This window comes from Micromonospora sp. LOL_013, from assembly GCF_048060315.1.
In the GTDB taxonomy this organism is placed as follows: domain Bacteria; phylum Actinomycetota; class Actinomycetes; order Mycobacteriales; family Micromonosporaceae; genus Micromonospora_E.
The window spans coordinates 128,916-147,253 of record NZ_JBHMIQ010000002.1 but is presented as its reverse complement, the minus strand read 5'-3'; the positions used below and the strand labels follow the sequence as shown (position 1 = coordinate 147,253).

Below are 18,338 nucleotides of genomic sequence, written 5' to 3'. Positions count from 1 at the left end.
CGGTGGCCGGTGAGCGGCGGCGCCGACCGTGCGCCGGCCGCGGGCCATGGCGATCGGCAACCTCGGCCGCCACGGGTCCGGTGCGCGGTAGCGTTCACCTCGCCAGCCACGTACGACCCGGGGGGACAACCTGATGGCCGCGAGTTCGGACGACCTGCTGCTGCCGGTTCCGGTGCCGGAGTCGCTGGTCGCCACCTACCTGGTCCCGGTGGTACCGCCGGACGTGGCCGTACCGGATGCGCTGGACGCGGTGGACCGGCTCGGTGACCGGCTGTCCCGGCCGGTACGTGACCTGACCCGGCAGGTGCTCGGCAGCCCGCTGATGACCGTGCAGACCCGCCCGGTCGACCGGCTGCCGGAGCTGCCGCCGGACCTGTTGGCCGCGTTCGGGGCCACCGGCGGCCAGCTGGCCCGGCTGCGCACCGCGCAGCGTTGCGTGGTGGTGCAGGCCAGCTACCGGCCGGGTTGGCCGCCGGCGCACGAGTGGGCCGCGCGGGCGGTCGGCGCGGCGCTGGCCGACGCGCTCGGCGTCGACCTGATCGACCTGTTCGGGCTGCAGTTCCTCGACCCGGCCGGCGCGTTGCGGTCGCTGCCCGACGCCGACGGACGGATCCGCCTGGTCGACTGGGTCCTGGTGCCCTACTCCCCCGACGACGACGGGCTCTGGTTCACCACGAAAGGGCTACGTCGGTTCGGGCTGCTGGAGCTGCAGGCGCAGCAGGTGCCGCCGAGATTCGTCCGGGCCTGGGGGGCGATCATGACCGGGACCGCCCGACGGCTGCTGCGGATCTGGACCGAGGCGTTGGCTGAACCGGAGCCGCCGGCCTTCGTCCAGCTGCCGGTGAACCTGCCGGTGTCCGGCCACGACATCGCCGTCGCGTACGGCAACCAGGACCGGCACGATTCGGCGGGTTCTGCGCTCCTGCGGATCGTGCTGGACCCGTCGACCGATCCGGAGGCCGACTCCTTCCTCACCCTCCGTCCGCCGCCGCAGGTGGCCGACAGCGACGCCGGGGACTATTTCACCCAGGTCTGCGGCGAGCTCTTCGGCGCCGGGCAGCCGGAGATCCACTACGCTCGACAGAGCGACGCGATGGCGCAGGCGATCACCACCGCCCGCCGGTCGCTGGGCGAGGTCCGGGCCCGGTTCCTCGCCCGCACGCTCGGCGGTCAACTGCTGGTCAAGTACGGTCTCACCGCGCCGGACGGCCACGAGTACGTGTGGGCCAGCGTCACCGGCTGGCCGCATCCCGGCCGGATTCACGCGGCCAGCACGGTCGACGCGGTCTGCGACCCGACCGTACGGGTCGGCAGCCCGGTCGAGGTGCACGCCGCGGACGTGGTCGACTGGGCGCTGATCAGCGGGGACCGGATGGTGGAGGGTGGTTGGACCGAGTCGGTGCTCGATCAGGGCGACCGGGGCCCGATCGGGCGGTGAACGGCCCGGCCGGGCGCTGAGCCGGGACGCAGGCAGCGCAGCTGGCAGTCAACGCACCGATGACGGCACGAACGGCGGGGTCACCACCCGCATCGGCGCGCGCCGGCCGCGCACGTCGACCTGCACCTCGACACCTTCGGTCGGCACTGCGGCGGTGTCCAGCAGAGCCAGGCCGACGCCTGTCTTGCGGGTCGGCGAGAACGTACCGCTGGTCACCGCACCGACCTGCGCTCCGTCGAGCAGCACCGCCATGCCGGGTCGCGGGATGGCCCGCTGTACGGCCTGCAGACCGCGCAGCAGCCGGGCCGGCCCGGCCGCCTTCTCCGCCAGCAGTACGGTCCGACCCCAGAAGTCCGGTTTGCGCCAGCCAACCGCCCAACCGAGCCGGGCCTGCACCGGGGTGACCGCCACCGTAAGGTCCTGACCGTGCAGCGCATACCCCATCTCGGTACGCAGCGTGTCCCGCGCGCCCAGCCCGCAGGCCCGCGCGGCGACCGGTGTCTCGGCGGCCAGCAGCAGGTCCCACACCCGGCCCGCCGCCTCGGCCGGCACCACCAGTTCGTAGCCGTGCTCGCCGGTGTACCCGGTCCGGCAGACGACCAGGTCGGTGCCGGCCAGCCGACCGGCGGCGAAGCTCATGTACGGATGCCCGGTGGGCAGCCCCAGCCCGGCGAGCAGTCCGGCCGAGGCAGGTCCCTGCACCGCCAGTACGGCGTGCCCGGTGTGCTCGTCGGTCACCGTGACCCCGCCCGGCGCCGCCGCCCGCAGCCGGCCGACCACCTCGCCGGTGTTGGCCGCGTTGGGCACCAGGAACACGTGGTCGTCGGCGTACCGGTAGGCGATGATGTCGTCGACGACGCCGCCGGTGGCGTCGTCGCAGCAGAGCGTGTACTGGGCCGAGCCGGCGGTGATGCGGTCCAGGTCGTTGCTGAGACAGGAGTTGACGAACGCCGCCGCGCCGGGTCCGGTGACCCGGGCCTTGCCGAGGTGCGACACGTCGAACACGCCGACGGTGTCACGCACCGACTCGTGCTCACGCAGTACGCCGCCGCCGGCGTACTCCAGCGGCATCTGCCAGCCGCCGAAGGCCGCGAACTTCGCGCCGAGCGCGACGTGCCGGTCGTGCAGTGGGGATTTGCGCGGCGCGCCGTCCCCGGTCATGGTCACCTCGGTCATGGGAGGCAACTTACCGGCGGACCCGCAGGTGGCTAGCATCGGCGGGGCACCACCCCGTCCGGCGGAGCAAGTTGCGCCGGAGACCAACCCGCCGGTCGCCCACAAGGCGACCGGCCCAGCTGCCCGGAGATGCCGAGTGACATCAACCACCACAACCCTGGACCTGGTCGACACCGACCCCGCTGAGCTGGCCGTGGACGCGCTGGTGATCGGCGTACACAGTCAGGACCAGCCGGACGCAGACCAGGCGGCGGACGGCGCGCCGGGCACGACGCCCGCCCTGCTGCTGGCGACCGGGGCGGAGAGCATCGCGGTCGCGTTCGAGGGTCGACTGACCGAGACCCTTAGTCTACTCGGCGCCACCGGAGCCGCCGGCGAAGTGATCAAGCTGGCCACGCTCGGTACGGTCGGGCCGCCGCTGCTGGTCGCAGTCGGGCTGGGTCCGGAGCCGACCGGCGCGGCACCCGCCCCGGAGACGCTGCGCCGGGCCACCGGCGCGGCGGTACGGGCGCTCGCCGGCACCTCGCGGGTCGCCGTGGCGCTGCCGGTCCCGGATGACGCGGACGGACCGGCGGCACTGCGCGCGGTCGCCGAGGGCGCGCTGCTCGGTAGCTACCGGTTCGCCGGCTACAAGACCCGGCCGCAGCCGGGTCGACGGGCACCGGTCGCCTCGATCGCCCTGCACGTCACCGACGCCGCCGACCCCGCGGTGCGGGCCGAGGTGGCCCGGGCGGAGGCGGTCGCCGCGGCGGTGATCGCCTGCCGGGACTGGGTGAACACCCCGCCGAACGAGCTGCGGCCACCGGCGTTCGCCGATTCGGTACGGGACGCTGCGGTCGCCGCCGGGCTGACCGTGCAGGTGCTGGACGAGCAGGCGCTGGTCGACGGGGGCTACGGCGGGATCCTCGCCGTGGGCGGCGGCTCGGCCGCACCACCCCGGCTGGTGATCCTCTCCTATACCCCGCCGGAGGCGGCCCCGGACGCCCCACGGGTCGCGCTGGTCGGCAAGGGCATCACCTTCGACACCGGCGGAGTGTCGATCAAGCCGGCGCAGGGCATGTGGGAGATGAAGTCGGACATGGCCGGCGCGGCCGCCGTCGGGGCGGCGATGCTGGCGATCGCCGCGCTGCGGCCGTCGGTGCCGGTCACCGCGTACCTGCCGATGGCGGAGAACATGCCGTCGGGTATGGCGTACCGGCCCGGCGATGTGGTGACTATGTTCGACGGCAAGCGGGTGGAGGTGCTCAACACCGACGCCGAGGGCCGGATGGTGCTCGCCGACGCGATGGCCCGGGCCTGCGCGGACGGCTGCGACTACCTGCTCGAGACCTCGACGCTGACCGGCGGTCAGGTGGTCGCGCTGGGCAAGCGGATGGCCGGGGTGATGGGCAGCGACGAGCTGTGTGCCCGGGTACGGGCCGGCGGGGACGCGGTGGGTGAGCCGGCCTGGCCGATGCCGCTGCCCGACGACGTCCGCAAGGGCATGGAGTCGGAGGTGGCGGACATCAGCCAGGTGAACTCGGCGATGGACCGGGCCGGCCACATGCTGCAGGGCGGGGTGTTCCTCCGCGAGTTCGTCAGCGAGGGGGTCGCCTGGGCGCACCTCGACGTCGCCGGCCCGGCCTACCACTCCGGCGAGCCGTTCGGCTACTGGAGCAAGGGCGGCACCGGCGTACCGGTGCGCACGCTGGTGCACCTGGTGCAGGACATCGCGGCCAACGGCTGACCCGTCACAGCCCGACGCGGGTCGGGTGCCGGCCGGCACCCGACCCACGCGGGGACGTCAGCCCCGGTCGGCCCGGTCGGCCCGCTTGCGCCGTTCGTTGAAGTCCCGCATCCGCTGCGGGTAACCGACCAGCGCCACGTCGTAGATCGGGATGGCCATCTTGTGCGCGAAGCGACGGGCGGTGTCCGGGCCGTCGACCCGACGACGGGTCCACTCACCGTCGTACGCGATGAGCATCACCGTCGTCTCGGTAACCGTGGTCCGGGGCTCGATGAACGCCTCGACCCCGCGGCGGCTGCGGACGAACTCCTCGAGATGGTCGAGATCGGCCCGGTTCGCCGGCCGGCCTCCCGGTGCCCCGCTCGACTGCTTGCGCCGACGAAACCACGCCACCGGCGTTCCCCTCCCCCAGCTGACAAGACCGCGCAGGTGCCGGCCGGGCGGCCTGGTGCGGTCGGGCCGGCCCGGCTGTCCCACGCCCGCGCGCATAGACGGACAGGGCAAGCCTACGTTGCGACCACGTGTCCTTGGGCACCTCGTTGAGCGTTCAGACACTACAAGTGACAAGATGGCCGGGGAAAGTCTGCCCGTTCCATGGGACGACGCGGGGGACGGCCCTCCTGTGCAGCGACGTGACCTGGGAGTGAACTGTGAGTGAGCCGAACGGCGGGACCTTCGACCTGGTCATCCTCGGCGGCGGTAGTGGAGGCTACGCGGCTGCCCTGCGCGCCGTACAACTCGATTTGTCGGTAGCCCTGATCGAGAAGGACAAGGTCGGTGGCACCTGCCTGCACCGTGGCTGCATCCCCACCAAGGCGCTGCTGCACGCCGCCGAAGTGGCCGACAACGCGCGCGAGTCCGAGCAGTTCGGCGTCAAGGCGGACCTGGTCGGCATCGACATGGCCGGAGTGAACAGTTACAAGGACGGCGTGGTCGGCCGGCTGTACAAGGGCCTGCAGGGCATGATCAAGTCTTCGAAGATCACCTACGTGGCGGGCACCGGCCGGCTGGTCGGCCCGGACACCGTCGAGGTCGACGGGGCCCGGTACACCGGCCGCAACGTGATCCTGGCCACCGGGTCCTACTCGCGCAGCCTGCCCGGCATCGAGGTCGACGGCGAGCGGATCCTGACCAGCGAGCACGCGCTGGAGCTGGACCGGGTGCCGTCGTCGGCGATCGTGCTCGGCGGCGGGGTGATCGGTGTCGAGTTCGCCAGCGTCTGGCGCTCCTTCGGCGTCGACGTGACCATCGTCGAGGCGCTGCCCCGGCTGGTCGCCGCCGAGGACGAGGAGTCGTCCAAGGCGCTGGAGCGGGCGTTCCGCAAGCGCGGCATCGGGTTCAAGACCGGCAAGCCGTTCGAGAAGGTCGAGCGCACCGAGTCCGGCGTCCGGATGACGATCGCCGGTGGCGAGACCCTGGAGGCCGAGCTGCTGCTGGTCGCCGTCGGGCGTGGGCCGGTCACCGCCGACCTCGGGTACGAAGAGCAGGGTCTGAAGATGGACCGTGGCTTCGTGTTGACCGACGAGCGGCTGCGGACCAACCTGCCGAACGTCTACGCCGTGGGCGACATCGTGCCCGGCCTGCAGCTGGCCCACCGCGGCTTCCAGCAGGGCATCTTCGTCGCCGAGGAGATCGCCGGCCGCAGCCCAGCGGTGATCGACGAGAGCGGCATCCCCCGGGTCACCTACTCGGACCCGGAGCTCGCGTCGGTCGGGCTGACCGAGGCGAAGGCCAAGGAGCAGTACGGGGCCGACAAGGTCAAGACCTACAACTACAACCTCGGCGGCAACGGCAAGAGCCAGATCCTCAGGACGACCGGCTTCGTCAAGCTGGTCCGGGTCGTCGACGGCCCGGTCGTGGGACTGCACCTGGTCGGTGCCCGGGTCGGCGAGCTGATCGGCGAGGCGCAGTTGATCTACAACTGGGAGGCCGACCCGGCCGACGTCGCACCACTCGTACACGCCCACCCGACCCAGGGCGAGGCGCTGGGCGAGGCCCACCTGGCCCTGGCCGGCAAGCCGCTGCACGCACACGCCTGACTAGAGGAGTCTTGTAGATATGCCGGTATCGGTCACCATGCCCCGGCTCGGCGAGAGCGTCACCGAGGGCACCGTCACCCGCTGGTTGAAGCAGGAAGGCGACCGGGTCGAGGTCGACGAACCGCTGCTGGAGGTCTCCACCGACAAGGTCGACACCGAGATCCCGTCGCCTGCGGCCGGGGTGCTCACCCGGATCGTGGTGAGCGAGGACGAGACCGCCGAGGTGGGCAGCGAACTCGCGGTCATCTCCGGCGGTCAGGAGGACGGCGGCCAGCAGGACGACGGTGGACAGGACGACGGTGGGCAGACCGCCCCCGCCGAGCCCACCGCTGGCGCGCCGCAGGAACAGCCGGCCGAGCCGGAGCCGGCCCAGCCGGCGGCCGACAGCGCCCCACCGACGGCCGGTGGCGACGCCACCGCGGTCCGGATGCCGGCTCTCGGCGAGAGCGTCACCGAGGGCACCGTCACCCGCTGGCTCAAGCAGGTCGGTGACTCCGTGGAGGTCGACGAACCGCTGCTGGAGGTCTCCACCGACAAGGTCGACACCGAGATCCCGTCGCCGGTCGCGGGGACGCTGCTGGAGATCAAGGTGCCGGAGGACGACACCGCCGACGTCGGTGCCGAACTGGCACTGGTCGGCAGCCCGGGCGGGGCCTCGGCTCCGGCGGCGCCGGAGCCGGCCGCCGCATCGGAGCCGGCCGCCACGCCGCAGGCCCAACCCGCCCAACCGACGCCGGCGGCCCAGCCGGAGCCGGCCGCTCCCGCGCCGGCCCAGCCGGGTGCGTCGTACGCCAGCCCGGCCCCGGCCGCCGAGTCCGCCGCTCCGGCGCAGGCCACGCAGGCCGCAGCACCGGCACAGCAGAGCGCACCGGCGGCCCCGCCGGCCAGCGCCAACGGTGACGGCGGTTACGTCACCCCGCTGGTCCGCAAGCTCGCCGCCGAGCAGGGGGTCGACCTGGCCTCGGTGCGCGGCACCGGGGTCGGCGGGCGGATCCGCAAACAGGACGTGCTGACCGCGGCCGAACAGGCGCGGGCCGCCGCCGAGCGGGCCAAGGCCGAACAGGCCAAGCCGGCGGCACCGGCCGCGGCACCGACGGCGGCGAAGGCACAGCCCAGCCCGCTGCGGGGCCGGACCGAGAAGATGAGCCGGACCCGGACGGTCATCGCCAAGCGGATGCACGAGTCGCTGCAGAGCTCGGCGCAGCTGACCACGGTCGTCGAGGTCGACGTGACCAAGATCGCCCGGTTGCGGGCCCGGGTCAAGGGTGACTTCCAGGCCAAGCACGGCGTCAAGCTGTCGTTCCTGCCGTTCTTCGCGCTGGCGGCGGTGGAGGCACTGCGCACCTACCCGGTGGTGAACGCCTCCATCGACATGCAGGCCGGCACGATCACCTACCCCGACGGGGAGCACCTCGGCGTGGCGGTGGACACCGAGCGGGGTCTGCTGGTGCCGGTGATCCGTGACGCCGGCGACCTCAACCTCGGTGGGCTGGCGCGGCGGATCGCCGACGTGGCCGAGCGGACCCGGACCAACAAGATCGGGCCCGACGAGTTGTCCGGTGCCACCTTCACGCTGACCAACACCGGCAGCCGGGGGGCACTGTTCGACACCCCGATCGTGCCGTTGCCGCAGGCCGCCATCCTCGGCACCGGAGCGGTGGTGAAACGCGCCGCCGTGGTCGACGACCCGGAGCTCGGCGAGATCATCGCACCCCGGTCGATGGTCTTCCTGGCGCTGTCCTACGACCACCGGCTGGTCGACGGCGCGGACGCCGCCCGGTTCCTCAGCGCGGTCAAGGAGCGGCTGGAGGCCGGCGCGTTCGAAGGCGAGCTCGGCCTGTCCTGACGGCGTTCCACGACAGAGCGACCCCGGTTGCCGTAGCGGTGGGTGCCGGCCGATCCCGGCCGGCACCCACCGCCGTTTTGCACCGGATGGCGGTGGTCCGCATCCGGCACCACCGCGATCAGCGAAGATGTCCGCATGCGCATCCTGCTGGCCGGCGCGTCCGGCTTCCTCGGCACCAGACTGACCGACCACTTGCACAGCTGCGGACACGAGACCGTACAACTGGTCCGCCGGCCGGCGCGCGGGCCGGCGGAGTTCAGCTGGTCGCCGTCGGCCGGGCAGCTCGACCCGGCGGTGTTCACCGGCATCGACGCGGTGATCAACCTGGCCGGTGCCGGGGTCGGCGACAAGCGTTGGACCGACGGTTACAAGGCGTTGATCCGGTCCAGCCGGGTGGACAGCACCACCACGCTGGCCACCGCGATGGCCGGGCTTGCGGCAGCGGACCGACCGGCGGTGCTGCTGAACTCGTCAGCGGTCGGCTGGTACGGCGACACCGGCGACCAGCCGGTCGAGGAGAACGCCCCGGCCGGTGAGGGTTTCCTGGCCGACGTGGCCCGGGTCTGGGAGGCGGCCACCGGGCCGGCCGAGAACGCCGGCGTACGGGTGGTCCGGCTGCGCACCGGTCTGCCGTTGCACCGCGACGGCGGTCTGCTCAAGCCGCAGCTGCTGCCGTTCCGGCTCGGCCTGGGCGGCAAGCTCGGCAGCGGGCGGCAGTGGGTGCCGTGGATCGCCATGCAGGACTGGCTGCGGGCGGTGACCTTCCTGCTGGATCACGATGACATCTCCGGCCCGGTCAACGTGGTCGGGCCGGCGCCGGTGACCAACGCGGCGTTCGGCAAGGCGCTCGGGGCGGCGGTGCACCGACCGGCGGTGCTGCCGATCCCGGCGTTCGCGTTGCACGTGGCGCTGGGCGAGTTCGCCACCGAGGCGCTGCGGTCCTCCCGGGTGTTGCCTGGGGCGCTGACCGAGGCCGGGTTCACCTACCGGTACCCGGACCTGCCGGACGCGCTGCACGCCGCCCTGACGCAGGCGTGACCTCGCACCGGGTGGCTTCCGGACCGGTCAGAGCTCCGGACCGGTCAGAGCAGGGCCGGAAGCAGATCGGTGCCGATGGCGGTGATCAGGTCGCCGGTGCCGGCCGGGCCGGCGCCCTCGACCATCAGCACCAGCCGGTGGGCGCCGACGGTCGCCGCGCTGGCGGCGAGCCGCGCGGCGCACTCGGCCGCGCTGCCCAGTGGGTGGATTCGCAGCAGGCGCTCGGCGTAGCCGTCGAGGTCCCGGTGGGCCGGCGACGAGCCGTCGATCCGGACGTACTCCCGGGTGGTGGCCAGCCAGGGTGGCAGGGTCCGGCGAAGCTGACGCTCGGCGGCGGCCCGGGAGTCGGCGAGCCCGATCAGATGCACCGAGGCGTGCGGCACGACGGCCGGGTCGTGCCCGTTGGCGGCGGCGACGTCGGCGTACCGGGCCAGCGTGGCGGCCTTCGCCGCGTCGTCGTCGTGCACCCCGAGCAGCAGCGGATGCCCTCGGGCGGCCGCGAGGTCGACCGTCGCCGACGAGGTCGCCGCCACCCAGACCGGGATCGGGCGGGCCGGTCGGGGCACCACCGGCACGTCGCGGAACGTGAAGAACCCGCCGTCGGCCCCGACCGTCGCCGCGCCGGAGAGCCAGCACCCCAGCAGGTCCAGCGACTCGGCGAAGCCGTCCCGGTACCGGTCCAGGCCGGTACCGAAGACCTCCAGATCCACCCAGGGACCACCGCGGGCGACCCCGAGCCGGAACCGGCCGGCGGAGACCGTGTCCAGCAGGACCGTCTCCTCGGCGAGCGCGACCGGATGCCGGTTGGACAGTACGGCCGCCGCGGTGCCGACGGCGATCCGACGGGTGGCGCCGAGCAGGTAGCCGGCGAGGGTGGTGGCCGACGGGCACTGCCCGTACGAGACGAAGTGGTGTTCGGCCAGCCACACGCCGCCGAGGCCGGCTGCCTCGGCGGCGCGCGCGTAGTCGACGGTGGCCGGCAGACCGTGTGCCGCCAGCAGGAACAGGTCCACTGCCGGCCGGTTCAGGTCGCCGGCCACCGGCGCGGTGGTCGGATCAGCAGTCACGCAGCTCGGGTGACTGGTTGCGCAGCTGGGCCACCGGGGAGATGAACTCCTGGTAGGTCTCACCGCCGACGGCGGAGAGTTTGAAGGCGGCCACCCGGTGGCAGTTCTGGAAGGCGAACTTGACGCCGAAGTGCCGCTCCAGGCCGCCCCGGATCGCGTCGCTGGCCAGCGCCCGCAGCAGTTGGCCACGCTCGGCCTCGCTGGGAGGCGGCACCGCGTGGTCGGCGAACTCGGCCGTGCCGCCCTGGGCCTCGGCGGCCACCTGGGACACCACCGACCAGGCGTACGGCAGGGACTGGCGTACGCAGTCGACGAACTCAGCATCGTCGATCCGGCCGGCTTCGGCCCGCTCCAGCAGGGCGGCGGGTACGTCGAGGGACATGCTTTCTCCTCACGCTGACGGTCAGCGGACCAGCAGATCTGGCCCGAGTACGAACTCCGGGTCGACCTGGTCGGCGAGGTTCTCGCCGACCCGGTCGTTGGCCCAGGCGGCGGCGTTACGCAGGTGGAACTCCACCGCCTGCCGGGTGTAGCTGGCCCAGTCCTTGCCACAAGCATCGACGGCCGCACGCATCGTGTCCAGCGCGTCACGGTTCGCCGGCTCCATCGCGGTGATCGGCTGGTGTCGACCCCGCTCGGCCGCCTTGACAAAGGCCGACCGGCCGATCCAGGTCAGCAGGTCAGCGCCGACGTGCTCGCGCAGGAAGTCCACGTCCGACTCGTCGTCGATCTTGTTGCCGATCACGTGCACGCGTACGCCGTAGTCGCGGGCGTACCCGACGTACTGCCGGTAGACGCCGACGCTGCGCACCGTGGGCTCGCAAACCAGAAAGGTGGTGTCGAACCGGGTGAACAGCCCGGAAGCGAACGAGTCGGCCCCGGCGGTCATGTCGACGACCACGTACTCGCCGGCGCCGTCGACCAGGTGGTTGAGCAGCAGTTCCACCGCGCCGACCTTGGAGTGGTAGCAGGCGACACCGAGATCGTCGGTGGCGAACGGCCCGGTCACGGCGAGCCGAATGCCGGCCACCTCGCGGACCAGCGCGTCGTAGATCCGGTTGACCCCGGCGACGGTGAGCAGCCGCGAGCCACGTCCGGGCGGGGTGGTCTTGACCATCGCCGCGGCCGAGCTGATCCGGGAATTGTCGCCGCGCAGGTACTCCTTGATGTCGGCCAGGTGGTCGCCCAGCGCCGGCAGCAGCACCGCCTCGTCGTCGCTGGCGCCGAGGGCCGCGGCGAGATGCTGGTTGATGTCGGCGTCGACCGCCAGCAGCGGCGGCGCACCATCGACGCCGACCGGGGTGGCCGCGAGGTGGCGGGCGAACAGGGCCGCCAGGGTGGTCTTGCCGCTGCCACCCTTACCGACAAAACAGATCTTCACCGTGGATCTCTCCCAAACAACTCAACAGGTACGCGTACATTGGAAGTCATTTCCAATAACTTCGTCAAGCCTAGGTACGGCACGGGCGTGTCGGGCGAAATTGGTACTCTCCGCCGGTGCCGACCGCTCCGTCCCCACTGCCCGACAGCGCCGCGACCGACCGGCCGGTGACCAGCGGCCGTCCACCGGGCCGGGCCGGCGGCCCGGCCCGCCGGCGCGCCGACCTGGTCGTCGCGGTGGTCGCGGTGGCCCTCGCCGGCTGGGTCACCAGCGGGCTGTGGGCCGGGCCGGACAGCCGGGCGATCACCGTCAACTCCAGCGACCAGGCGCTGTTCGAGTGGCTACTCGGCTATGGGGCGTACGCGCTGACCCACGGCGAGAACCCGTTGTTCACGTACCTGCTCAACGCCCCCGACGGGGTGAATCTCGCGGTCAACACCTCGATCACCGTGTACGCGGTGCTGTTCGCGCCGCTGACCTTCCTGATCGGGCCACCGGCGACCTTCCTGGTCATCCTCACCCTCAACCTGGCCGGCACCGCTTTCGCCTGGTACTGGCTGCTGTCCCGGCTGCCCACCGGCGACAACGGCGCGCCGTTCGTGCCGTCCCGGCTGGCGGCCGCCGTCGGCGGACTGTTCTGCGGCTTCGCGCCGGCGATGGTGTCGCACGCCAACGCCCACCTCAACTGGACCGCCGGCTGGCTGGTGCCGATCATCGTCTGGCGGGTCCTCGCGCTGCGTGGGCGCCCCGGGGCGCGGCCGCTGGACCGGGGCGGCTGGGTGCGCAACGGCCTGATCCTCGGCCCGCTCGTCGCGGCGGCCTTCTCGATCGCCGCCGAGGGCCTGTTCTTCACCGCCCTGGCCTGCGGCGTGTTCCTCGGCGTCTCGGCGCTGGACCGCAGCCGCGCCGCCGAGGTCCGCGACGCGCTCCCCCGACTGCTGCGCGGCCTAGCGCTCACTGCGGTCGCGGCGACCGCACTGTTGGCGTACCCGTTGTGGTTGCACTTCTTCGGCCCGCAGGTGTTCCACGGCACCGGTTTCGACGCCCGGGTGCACAGCGAGGACATCCTCGCCTACGGGGCGTTCCCAGAACGCTCGCTCGCCGGTGTCGCCGGGCTGGGCACCGGGCTGGCGCCGAACGAGACCGAGGAGAACAGCTTCTTCGGCGTACCGCTGCTGATGTTGACCGTCGGCTGCCTGGTGCTGCTCTGGCGGGCCGCCGATCCCGGCCGCCGGGCCACGCTGCGGGCCCTCGCCGTCACCGCCGCACTGTTCGCGGTGCTATCCCTCGGCCCCCGACTGAAGATCGGCGGGACGATCACCGACATCCCGCTGCCGTACGCCCCGTTGGCCGGCGCACCGGTGTTCAACGCCGCGCTGCCGGCCCGGCTGGCCATGGTGGTCACCCCGGTCATCGGCATCCTGCTGGCGCTGACACTGAGCCTGCTACTCACCCGTCGGGCGGCCGGGCAGGCGCGGTACGGCCGGTGGTGGGCAGCAGCGTTCGCTGCGGCGCTGCTGCCGCTGACCCCGGCCAGTCTGCTCACCATCGAACGGGAGCCGATCCCGGACTTCATCACCTCCGGTGCCTGGCGCGACCACGTCAGCCGGGGCGGGGTGCTCGCCCCGGTGCCGTTCACCCTCGACGTGCTCCCCGACGGTCAACGCTGGCAGGCGTACGCGTTCGCGCACCGGCAGGGCGAGTTCGCCATCCCGTCCGGCTTCTTCCTCGGCCCCGGCGGACCGGACGGCCGGGGCCGGATCGGACCGGTCCCCCGGGCCACCGACGGGCTGCTGCACGAGGTCGCCCGCACCGGCGTGGTGCCGCCGATCACCGACGCCGACCGGGCCGCCGCCCGCGCCGACCTGCGGTACTGGGACGCCGAGGCGGTGGTGCTCGCCGACCAGGTGCACGGGGCGAAGTTCCCGGTCGACGCCGAGGCCCTGCTGACCGCGACCACCGAACTGCTCGGCCCGCCGCAGCGGATCACCGACGTCTGGCTCTGGCCGGCGCCCGAAGGCGGCTGGTGAGCCGGACCACGGACCGGCCCGACCGACCGGTAACGGACTAGGCTGGACGGCGTGACCAGCACCCTTCCCCGCGCGCGCGGGGTCCGAGCCGGAGTCGTCGACTACCAGATCGCCTGGCAGGAGCAGCGTCGACTGCACGCCGCCGTGGTCGCCGGCGAGGAGCCGGACACCGTGCTCCTGCTGGAGCACCCGAGCGTGTACACGGCCGGCAAGCGCACCGAACCGTGGGACCGCCCGGTGGACGGCACCCCGGTGGTGGACGTCAACCGGGGCGGCAAGATCACCTGGCACGGCCCGGGGCAGCTGGTCGGCTACCCCATCGTCCGGTTGCCGGAACCGATCGACGTGGTCGCCTACGTACGCCGGGTCGAACAGCTGCTGATCGACGTCTGCGCCGAGTTCGGGCTGGCCGCCACCCGCCTCGACGGGCCGAACCACAGCGGCGTCTGGGTGCCGGCCGACGACCGTGGACCGGCCCGCAAGGTGGCGGCGATCGGCATCCGGGTCGCCCGCGGGGTCACCCAGCACGGCTTCGCGATCAACTGCGATCCGGACCTGACGGCGTACGACCGGATCGTGCCGTGCGGTCTGCGCGACGTCGGCGTCACCTCGCTGAGCGCCGAGCTCGGCCGGCCGGTGACCGTCGCCGAGGTGCTGCCGGTCGTCGAACGGCACCTGGCCACGCTCGGGTGAGCCGGCAGCTCTCGGGTCCGCCGGCCGATCGATGCCTCGGGTGAGCCAACTCACCCGGTGAACGGCGGCCGCACGGTCGCCCAACCGCCCGAGCGGGCATCGGCCGGCGTAGGCTGGCAAGGGTGACCATTGCTCCGGAGGGACGACGCCTGCTGCGCCTGGAGGTCCGCAACGCCGAGACCCCGATCGAGCGCAAACCCCCGTGGATCAAGGTCAAGGCCAGGATGGGGCCCGAGTTCACCGAGCTGCGCGGGCTGGTGCAACGGGAAGGGCTGCACACCGTCTGTCAGGAGGCCGGCTGCCCCAACATCTACGAGTGTTGGGAAGACCGGGAGGCCACCTTCCTCATCGGTGGGGACCAGTGCACCCGGCGCTGCGACTTCTGTCAGATCGACACCGGCAAACCGGCCGAGTTCGACGCCGACGAGCCCCGCCGGGTCGGCGAGTCGGTCGCGGCGATGGATCTGCGCTACGCCACGGTCACCGGGGTGGCCCGCGACGACCTGCCCGACGGGGGTGCCTGGCTGTACGCCGAGACCGTCCGGCAGATTCACGCACTGCGGCCCGGCTGCGGCGTCGAGTTGCTGATCCCGGATTTCAACGGCGACGCCGGCCAGCTCGACGAGGTGTTCGCCGCCCGACCGGAGGTGCTCGCCCACAACGTCGAGACGGTGCCCCGGATCTTCAAGCGGATCCGGCCGGCCTTCCGGTACGAGCGCTCGCTCCAGGTGCTCACCCGGGCCCGCACGGCCGGTCTGGTGGCCAAGTCCAATTTGATCCTCGGCCTCGGCGAGGAGCGCTCCGAGGTGTCACAGGCGCTGTGCGATCTGCACGCCGCCGGGTGCGAGCTGGTCACCATCACCCAGTATCTGCGCCCGACGCCGCGGCATCACCCGGTGCAGCGCTGGGTCAAGCCGGAGGAGTTCGTCGAGCTGCGCGAGGAGGCCGAGCAGATCGGCTTTTCCGGGGTGATGAGCGGCCCGCTGGTGCGTTCGTCGTACCGCGCCGGCCGGCTCTACCGGCAGGCGCTGCGCCAGCGCGAGGCCCAGCCGCTGGCCGGCTGACCGCCCGGTGAACGGCTTCGCCCCCGGCAACTAGACTCCCTCGCATGGCGAAACCCCAGGAGAAGGTGTCGTTCGGCCAGCGGCTGAAGCAGATCGGCATGGTGTTCTCGTTCACCGCCAAGCGCGACAAGTGGTTCGTCCCGCTGGCGGTGGCCGCCGTCGTGCTGCCGCTGGCGATCACCGTACCGGTGGTGATCGCCTTGGGGTGGATGTGGCTACCGGTCGGCATCCTGGTGGCGCTGCTCGCCGTACTGATCGTGCTGAACCTGCGGTCGAACACGGCGATGATGAACGTCGCCGAGGGCCAGCCGGGTGCGGCGGCCTCGCTGCTGGAGAACATGCGCGGTGACTGGCGGGTGACGCCGGCGGTCAGTTCGACCACCCAGATGGACATGGTCCACCTGGTGATCGGGCGGCCCGGGGTGATCCTGCTCGCCGAGGGCAACCCACAGCGGGTCCGGGGGCTGCTCGGTCAGGAGAAGCGGCGGCTGGCGAAGGTGATCGGCAGTGCGCCGCTGTACGACTACGTGATCGGCACCGACGAGGGCGAGTTGTCGATCCGCAAGATGCGTACGACGTTGATGCGCTTGCCGCGCAACCTGACCGGCAAGGACGTCAACGCGTTGGACAAGCGGCTGACCGCGTTGTCGGCCCGGCCGCAAATACCCAAGGGCGCCATTCCGAAGAACATGCGCCCGCCGAAGGGCGCCTTCCGGCAGACCCGCGGCCGCTGACCGGCGGTCGCCGCCATTGCGGTCCGACCCGGGTCGCGGGCCGGGCGGTGCGGTCGTGGGTCAGCGGGGGGCGGCGACGACGACCGATCCGGCGGCCCGGTCGTGCAGGCCGCGCCGCCCGTCCATCACCAGGGGCGGGATCACCAGGGCCAGCAGCAGTCCGCGCAGCAGTGCCCGGGGTACGCCGATCCGGCCGCCGTCGGCGTCCGAGACGCACCGGATCCTGGCCAGCCACATCCCCGGGGTCTGGGCGAACAGGCCCAGGAAGAAGCCGTACTCGGCGATCAGCACCACCACCGGTGGCCAGCCGGAGCGGGCCGGGTCGGCGAAAAGGCTGGAGATTAGCACACAAAGTAGCCAATCAATCACCAGAGCGCCGGTTCGTCGTAGCAGACTCGGCACCTCGTCACCCTGCCCCGCCGGGCCACCGGTCGCTCCACCCGCAGCCGCATTTGCGCTTGCCGCCACGCTGCCCCCTCCCGATACCCACGAACGGCCAGACTAGTCTGGGCCGTCTGCCGTATCCTGCGGGGGACGATTGGTCGGGATCACGCTCCGCACCGGACGTAACACGGCGGAAACATTAGAGACATGGTGGGGCAACCCTGCGGCCATAGCGTCGCGACCAGCATAGCCATCAGTGCGACGTGCCAGGAGGACGTGTGTTCGCCAATCCCGAGGAACTACTGCGGTACCTCAAAGACGAGGGCGTGAAATTCGTCGACGTACGCTTCTGTGACCTGCCCGGCGTGATGCAGCACTTCAACTTGCCGGTCGAGTCGGTCGACGAGGACATTTTCACCACCGGCCTCGCCTTCGACGGGTCTTCGATCCGTGGTTTCCAGGCGATCCACGAGTCGGACATGCTGCTGCTGCCGGATGTCGCCACCGCCTTCATCGACCCGTTCCGGATCGAGAAGACGCTGGCGCTCAACTTCTTCATCCACGACCCGTTCACCCGGGAGCCGTACTCCCGGGACCCGCGCAACGTGGCCAAGAAGGCGGAGGCCTACCTGGCGGCGAGCGGCATCGCCGACACCGCCTACTTCGGGCCCGAGGCGGAGTTCTACATCTTCGACTCGATCCGCCACGAGACCTCCGCGAACCAGGCCTACTACTACATCGACTCGATTGAGGGCTGGTGGAACAGCGGTCGCGAGGAAGAGGGCGGCAACCGCGGGTACAAGACCAACTACAAGGGCGGCTACTTCCCGGTGCCACCGGTCGACCACTACGCCGACCTGCGTGACAAGATCGTCCGCAAGCTGATCGACACCGGCTTCACCGTGGAGCGGTCGCACCACGAGGTCGGCACCGCCGGCCAGGCCGAAATCAACTACAAGTTCTCCACCCTGCTGCACGCCGGCGACCAGCTGCAGCTGTTCAAGTACATCGTGAAGAACACCGCCTGGGCCAGCGGCAAGACGGCGACCTTCATGCCGAAGCCGCTGTTCGGCGACAACGGCTCCGGCATGCACACCCACCAGAGTCTGTGGCTCAATGGTGAGCCGCTGTTCTACGACGAGACCGGCTACGCCGGCCTGTCGGACACCGCCCGCTGGTACATCGGCGGTCTGCTGCACCACGCGCCGTCGCTGCTGGCCTTCACCAACCCGACGGTCAACTCGTACCGCCGGCTGGTGCCCGGCTTCGAGGCACCGGTCAACCTGGTGTACTCGCAGCGCAACCGGTCCGCCTGCACCCGCATCCCGGTTACCGGCAGCAACGGCAAGGCCAAGCGGGTCGAGTTCCGGGTGCCGGACCCGTCGGCCAACGTCTACCTGGCCTTCTCGGCCATGCTGATGGCCGGTCTGGACGGCATCAAGACCAAGATCGAGCCGCCGGAGCCAATCGACAAGGACCTGTACGACCTGCCGCCGGAGGAGTGGGGCAACGTCAAGCAGGTGCCGGGTTCGCTGCCGGCCGTGCTGGACTCGCTGGAGGCCGACCACGACTTCCTGCTTGAGGGTGGGGTCTTCACGCCGGACCTCGTCTCCACCTGGATCGACTGGAAGCGGTCCAACGAGGTCGACCCGGTCCGCCTGCGGCCGACCCCGCACGAGTTCGCAATGTACTTCGACTGCTGATTCCGGCCGCGCCGGTCCA

General features: G+C 71.9%; 16 protein-coding genes. 10 read left to right on the top strand and 6 right to left on the bottom strand.

Annotation, left to right across the window (positions count from 1 at the left end; all coding sequences use genetic code 11):
* Positions 1–133: 133 nt before the first annotated feature.
* Complete coding sequence (locus ACFHWS_RS02515; RefSeq protein WP_416551494.1) at positions 134–1,438, top strand: DUF2314 domain-containing protein; 1,305 nt, start codon at positions 134–136, stop codon at positions 1,436–1,438.
* A gap of 48 nt (positions 1,439–1,486) precedes the next feature.
* Here the strand turns inward: ACFHWS_RS02515 and gcvT are convergent, their stop codons facing one another.
* Complete coding sequence (gene gcvT, locus ACFHWS_RS02510) at positions 1,487–2,614, bottom strand: glycine cleavage system aminomethyltransferase GcvT (RefSeq protein ID WP_416551492.1); 1,128 nt, start codon at positions 2,612–2,614, stop codon at positions 1,487–1,489.
* A gap of 136 nt (positions 2,615–2,750) precedes the next feature.
* Between gcvT and ACFHWS_RS02505 the strand changes: the two genes are divergently transcribed.
* Positions 2,751–4,340 carry a leucyl aminopeptidase gene (locus ACFHWS_RS02505; protein ID WP_416551490.1) on the top strand — a complete coding sequence of 530 codons (1,590 nt, stop codon included), beginning with the start codon at positions 2,751–2,753 and terminating at the stop codon, positions 4,338–4,340.
* Positions 4,341–4,397: 57 nt separating this feature from the next.
* Here ACFHWS_RS02505 and ACFHWS_RS02500 read toward each other — a convergent pair whose 3' ends face one another.
* Positions 4,398–4,733, bottom strand: a complete 336-nt coding sequence (locus ACFHWS_RS02500) for a hypothetical protein (protein ID WP_278170383.1) — start codon at positions 4,731–4,733, stop codon at positions 4,398–4,400.
* Positions 4,734–4,990: 257 nt separating this feature from the next.
* Here ACFHWS_RS02500 and lpdA point away from each other — a divergent pair, with 257 nt between their 5' ends.
* The 3 genes from lpdA to ACFHWS_RS02485 all read left to right on the top strand — a co-directional run bounded on the left by lpdA (position 4,991) and on the right by ACFHWS_RS02485 (position 9,263).
* Entirely contained in the window at positions 4,991–6,379 is a 1,389-nt protein-coding gene (gene lpdA / locus ACFHWS_RS02495; protein WP_416567547.1) for a dihydrolipoyl dehydrogenase, read from the top strand.
* Positions 6,380–6,398: 19 nt separating this feature from the next.
* The gene (gene sucB / locus ACFHWS_RS02490; protein WP_416567546.1) at positions 6,399–8,225 is read left to right on the top strand and encodes a 2-oxoglutarate dehydrogenase, E2 component, dihydrolipoamide succinyltransferase; all 1,827 of its coding nucleotides are present in this window, start codon (positions 6,399–6,401) and stop codon (positions 8,223–8,225) included.
* Positions 8,226–8,360: 135 nt separating this feature from the next.
* On the top strand, positions 8,361–9,263 hold the full coding sequence (locus tag ACFHWS_RS02485; RefSeq protein WP_416567545.1) for a TIGR01777 family oxidoreductase: 903 nt from the start codon (positions 8,361–8,363) through the stop codon (positions 9,261–9,263).
* 44 nt (positions 9,264–9,307) lie between these two features.
* Here ACFHWS_RS02485 and ACFHWS_RS02480 read toward each other — a convergent pair whose 3' ends face one another.
* From ACFHWS_RS02480 to ACFHWS_RS02470, 3 genes are read right to left on the bottom strand one after another with little or no spacing between them, the layout of a single operon-like run.
* Positions 9,308–10,330 (bottom strand): LLM class flavin-dependent oxidoreductase, encoded by a 1,023-nt coding sequence (locus tag ACFHWS_RS02480; RefSeq protein WP_416551481.1) that lies wholly within the window; start codon positions 10,328–10,330, stop codon positions 9,308–9,310.
* A complete protein-coding gene (locus tag ACFHWS_RS02475) occupies positions 10,320–10,712 on the bottom strand; it encodes an SCO5389 family protein (RefSeq protein ID WP_416551479.1) in 393 nt (130 codons plus the stop codon). The genes ACFHWS_RS02480 and ACFHWS_RS02475 overlap by 11 nt, the downstream gene beginning before the upstream one ends.
* A gap of 21 nt (positions 10,713–10,733) precedes the next feature.
* Entirely contained in the window at positions 10,734–11,711 is a 978-nt protein-coding gene (locus tag ACFHWS_RS02470) for an ATP-binding protein (protein WP_416551477.1), read from the bottom strand.
* A 116-nt stretch (positions 11,712–11,827) separates the two neighbouring features.
* Between ACFHWS_RS02470 and ACFHWS_RS02465 the strand changes: the two genes are divergently transcribed.
* The 4 genes from ACFHWS_RS02465 to ACFHWS_RS02450 all read left to right on the top strand — a co-directional run bounded on the left by ACFHWS_RS02465 (position 11,828) and on the right by ACFHWS_RS02450 (position 16,232).
* Complete coding sequence (locus tag ACFHWS_RS02465; RefSeq protein ID WP_416551475.1) at positions 11,828–13,741, top strand: DUF2079 domain-containing protein; 1,914 nt, start codon at positions 11,828–11,830, stop codon at positions 13,739–13,741.
* Between the two features lie 51 nt (positions 13,742–13,792).
* Positions 13,793–14,434 carry a lipoyl(octanoyl) transferase LipB gene (gene lipB / locus ACFHWS_RS02460; protein WP_416551473.1) on the top strand — a complete coding sequence of 214 codons (642 nt, stop codon included), beginning with the start codon at positions 13,793–13,795 and terminating at the stop codon, positions 14,432–14,434.
* A 122-nt stretch (positions 14,435–14,556) separates the two neighbouring features.
* Positions 14,557–15,498, top strand: coding sequence for a lipoyl synthase (gene lipA / locus ACFHWS_RS02455; RefSeq protein WP_416567544.1), 942 nt, complete (start codon positions 14,557–14,559; stop codon positions 15,496–15,498).
* A 44-nt stretch (positions 15,499–15,542) separates the two neighbouring features.
* Entirely contained in the window at positions 15,543–16,232 is a 690-nt protein-coding gene (locus tag ACFHWS_RS02450) for a DUF4191 domain-containing protein (RefSeq protein WP_416551469.1), read from the top strand.
* Between the two features lie 60 nt (positions 16,233–16,292).
* On the opposite strand, the gene ACFHWS_RS02445 is transcribed toward ACFHWS_RS02450, so the two are convergent.
* A complete protein-coding gene (locus ACFHWS_RS02445) occupies positions 16,293–16,634 on the bottom strand; it encodes an RDD family protein (RefSeq protein ID WP_416567568.1) in 342 nt (113 codons plus the stop codon).
* 260 nt (positions 16,635–16,894) lie between these two features.
* On the opposite strand from ACFHWS_RS02445, the gene glnA reads away from it, so the two are divergent.
* A complete protein-coding gene (gene glnA, locus ACFHWS_RS02440) occupies positions 16,895–18,319 on the top strand; it encodes a type I glutamate--ammonia ligase (RefSeq protein ID WP_416551467.1) in 1,425 nt (474 codons plus the stop codon).
* The last annotated feature ends 19 nt before the right edge of the window (positions 18,320–18,338 follow it).

Excerpts from the sequence above, each read along its gene's own strand:
- ACFHWS_RS02515 (WP_416551494.1), top strand. The coding sequence starts at position 134 with ATGGCCGCGAGTTCGGACGACCTGCTGCTGCCGGTTCCGGTGCCGGAG.
- gcvT (WP_416551492.1), bottom strand. The coding sequence starts at position 2,614 with ATGACCGAGGTGACCATGACCGGGGACGGCGCGCCGCGCAAATCCCCA.
- sucB (WP_416567546.1), top strand. The coding sequence starts at position 6,399 with ATGCCGGTATCGGTCACCATGCCCCGGCTCGGCGAGAGCGTCACCGAG.
- ACFHWS_RS02485 (WP_416567545.1), top strand. The coding sequence starts at position 8,361 with ATGCGCATCCTGCTGGCCGGCGCGTCCGGCTTCCTCGGCACCAGACTG.
- ACFHWS_RS02475 (WP_416551479.1), bottom strand. The coding sequence starts at position 10,712 with ATGTCCCTCGACGTACCCGCCGCCCTGCTGGAGCGGGCCGAAGCCGGC.
- ACFHWS_RS02450 (WP_416551469.1), top strand. The coding sequence starts at position 15,543 with ATGGCGAAACCCCAGGAGAAGGTGTCGTTCGGCCAGCGGCTGAAGCAG.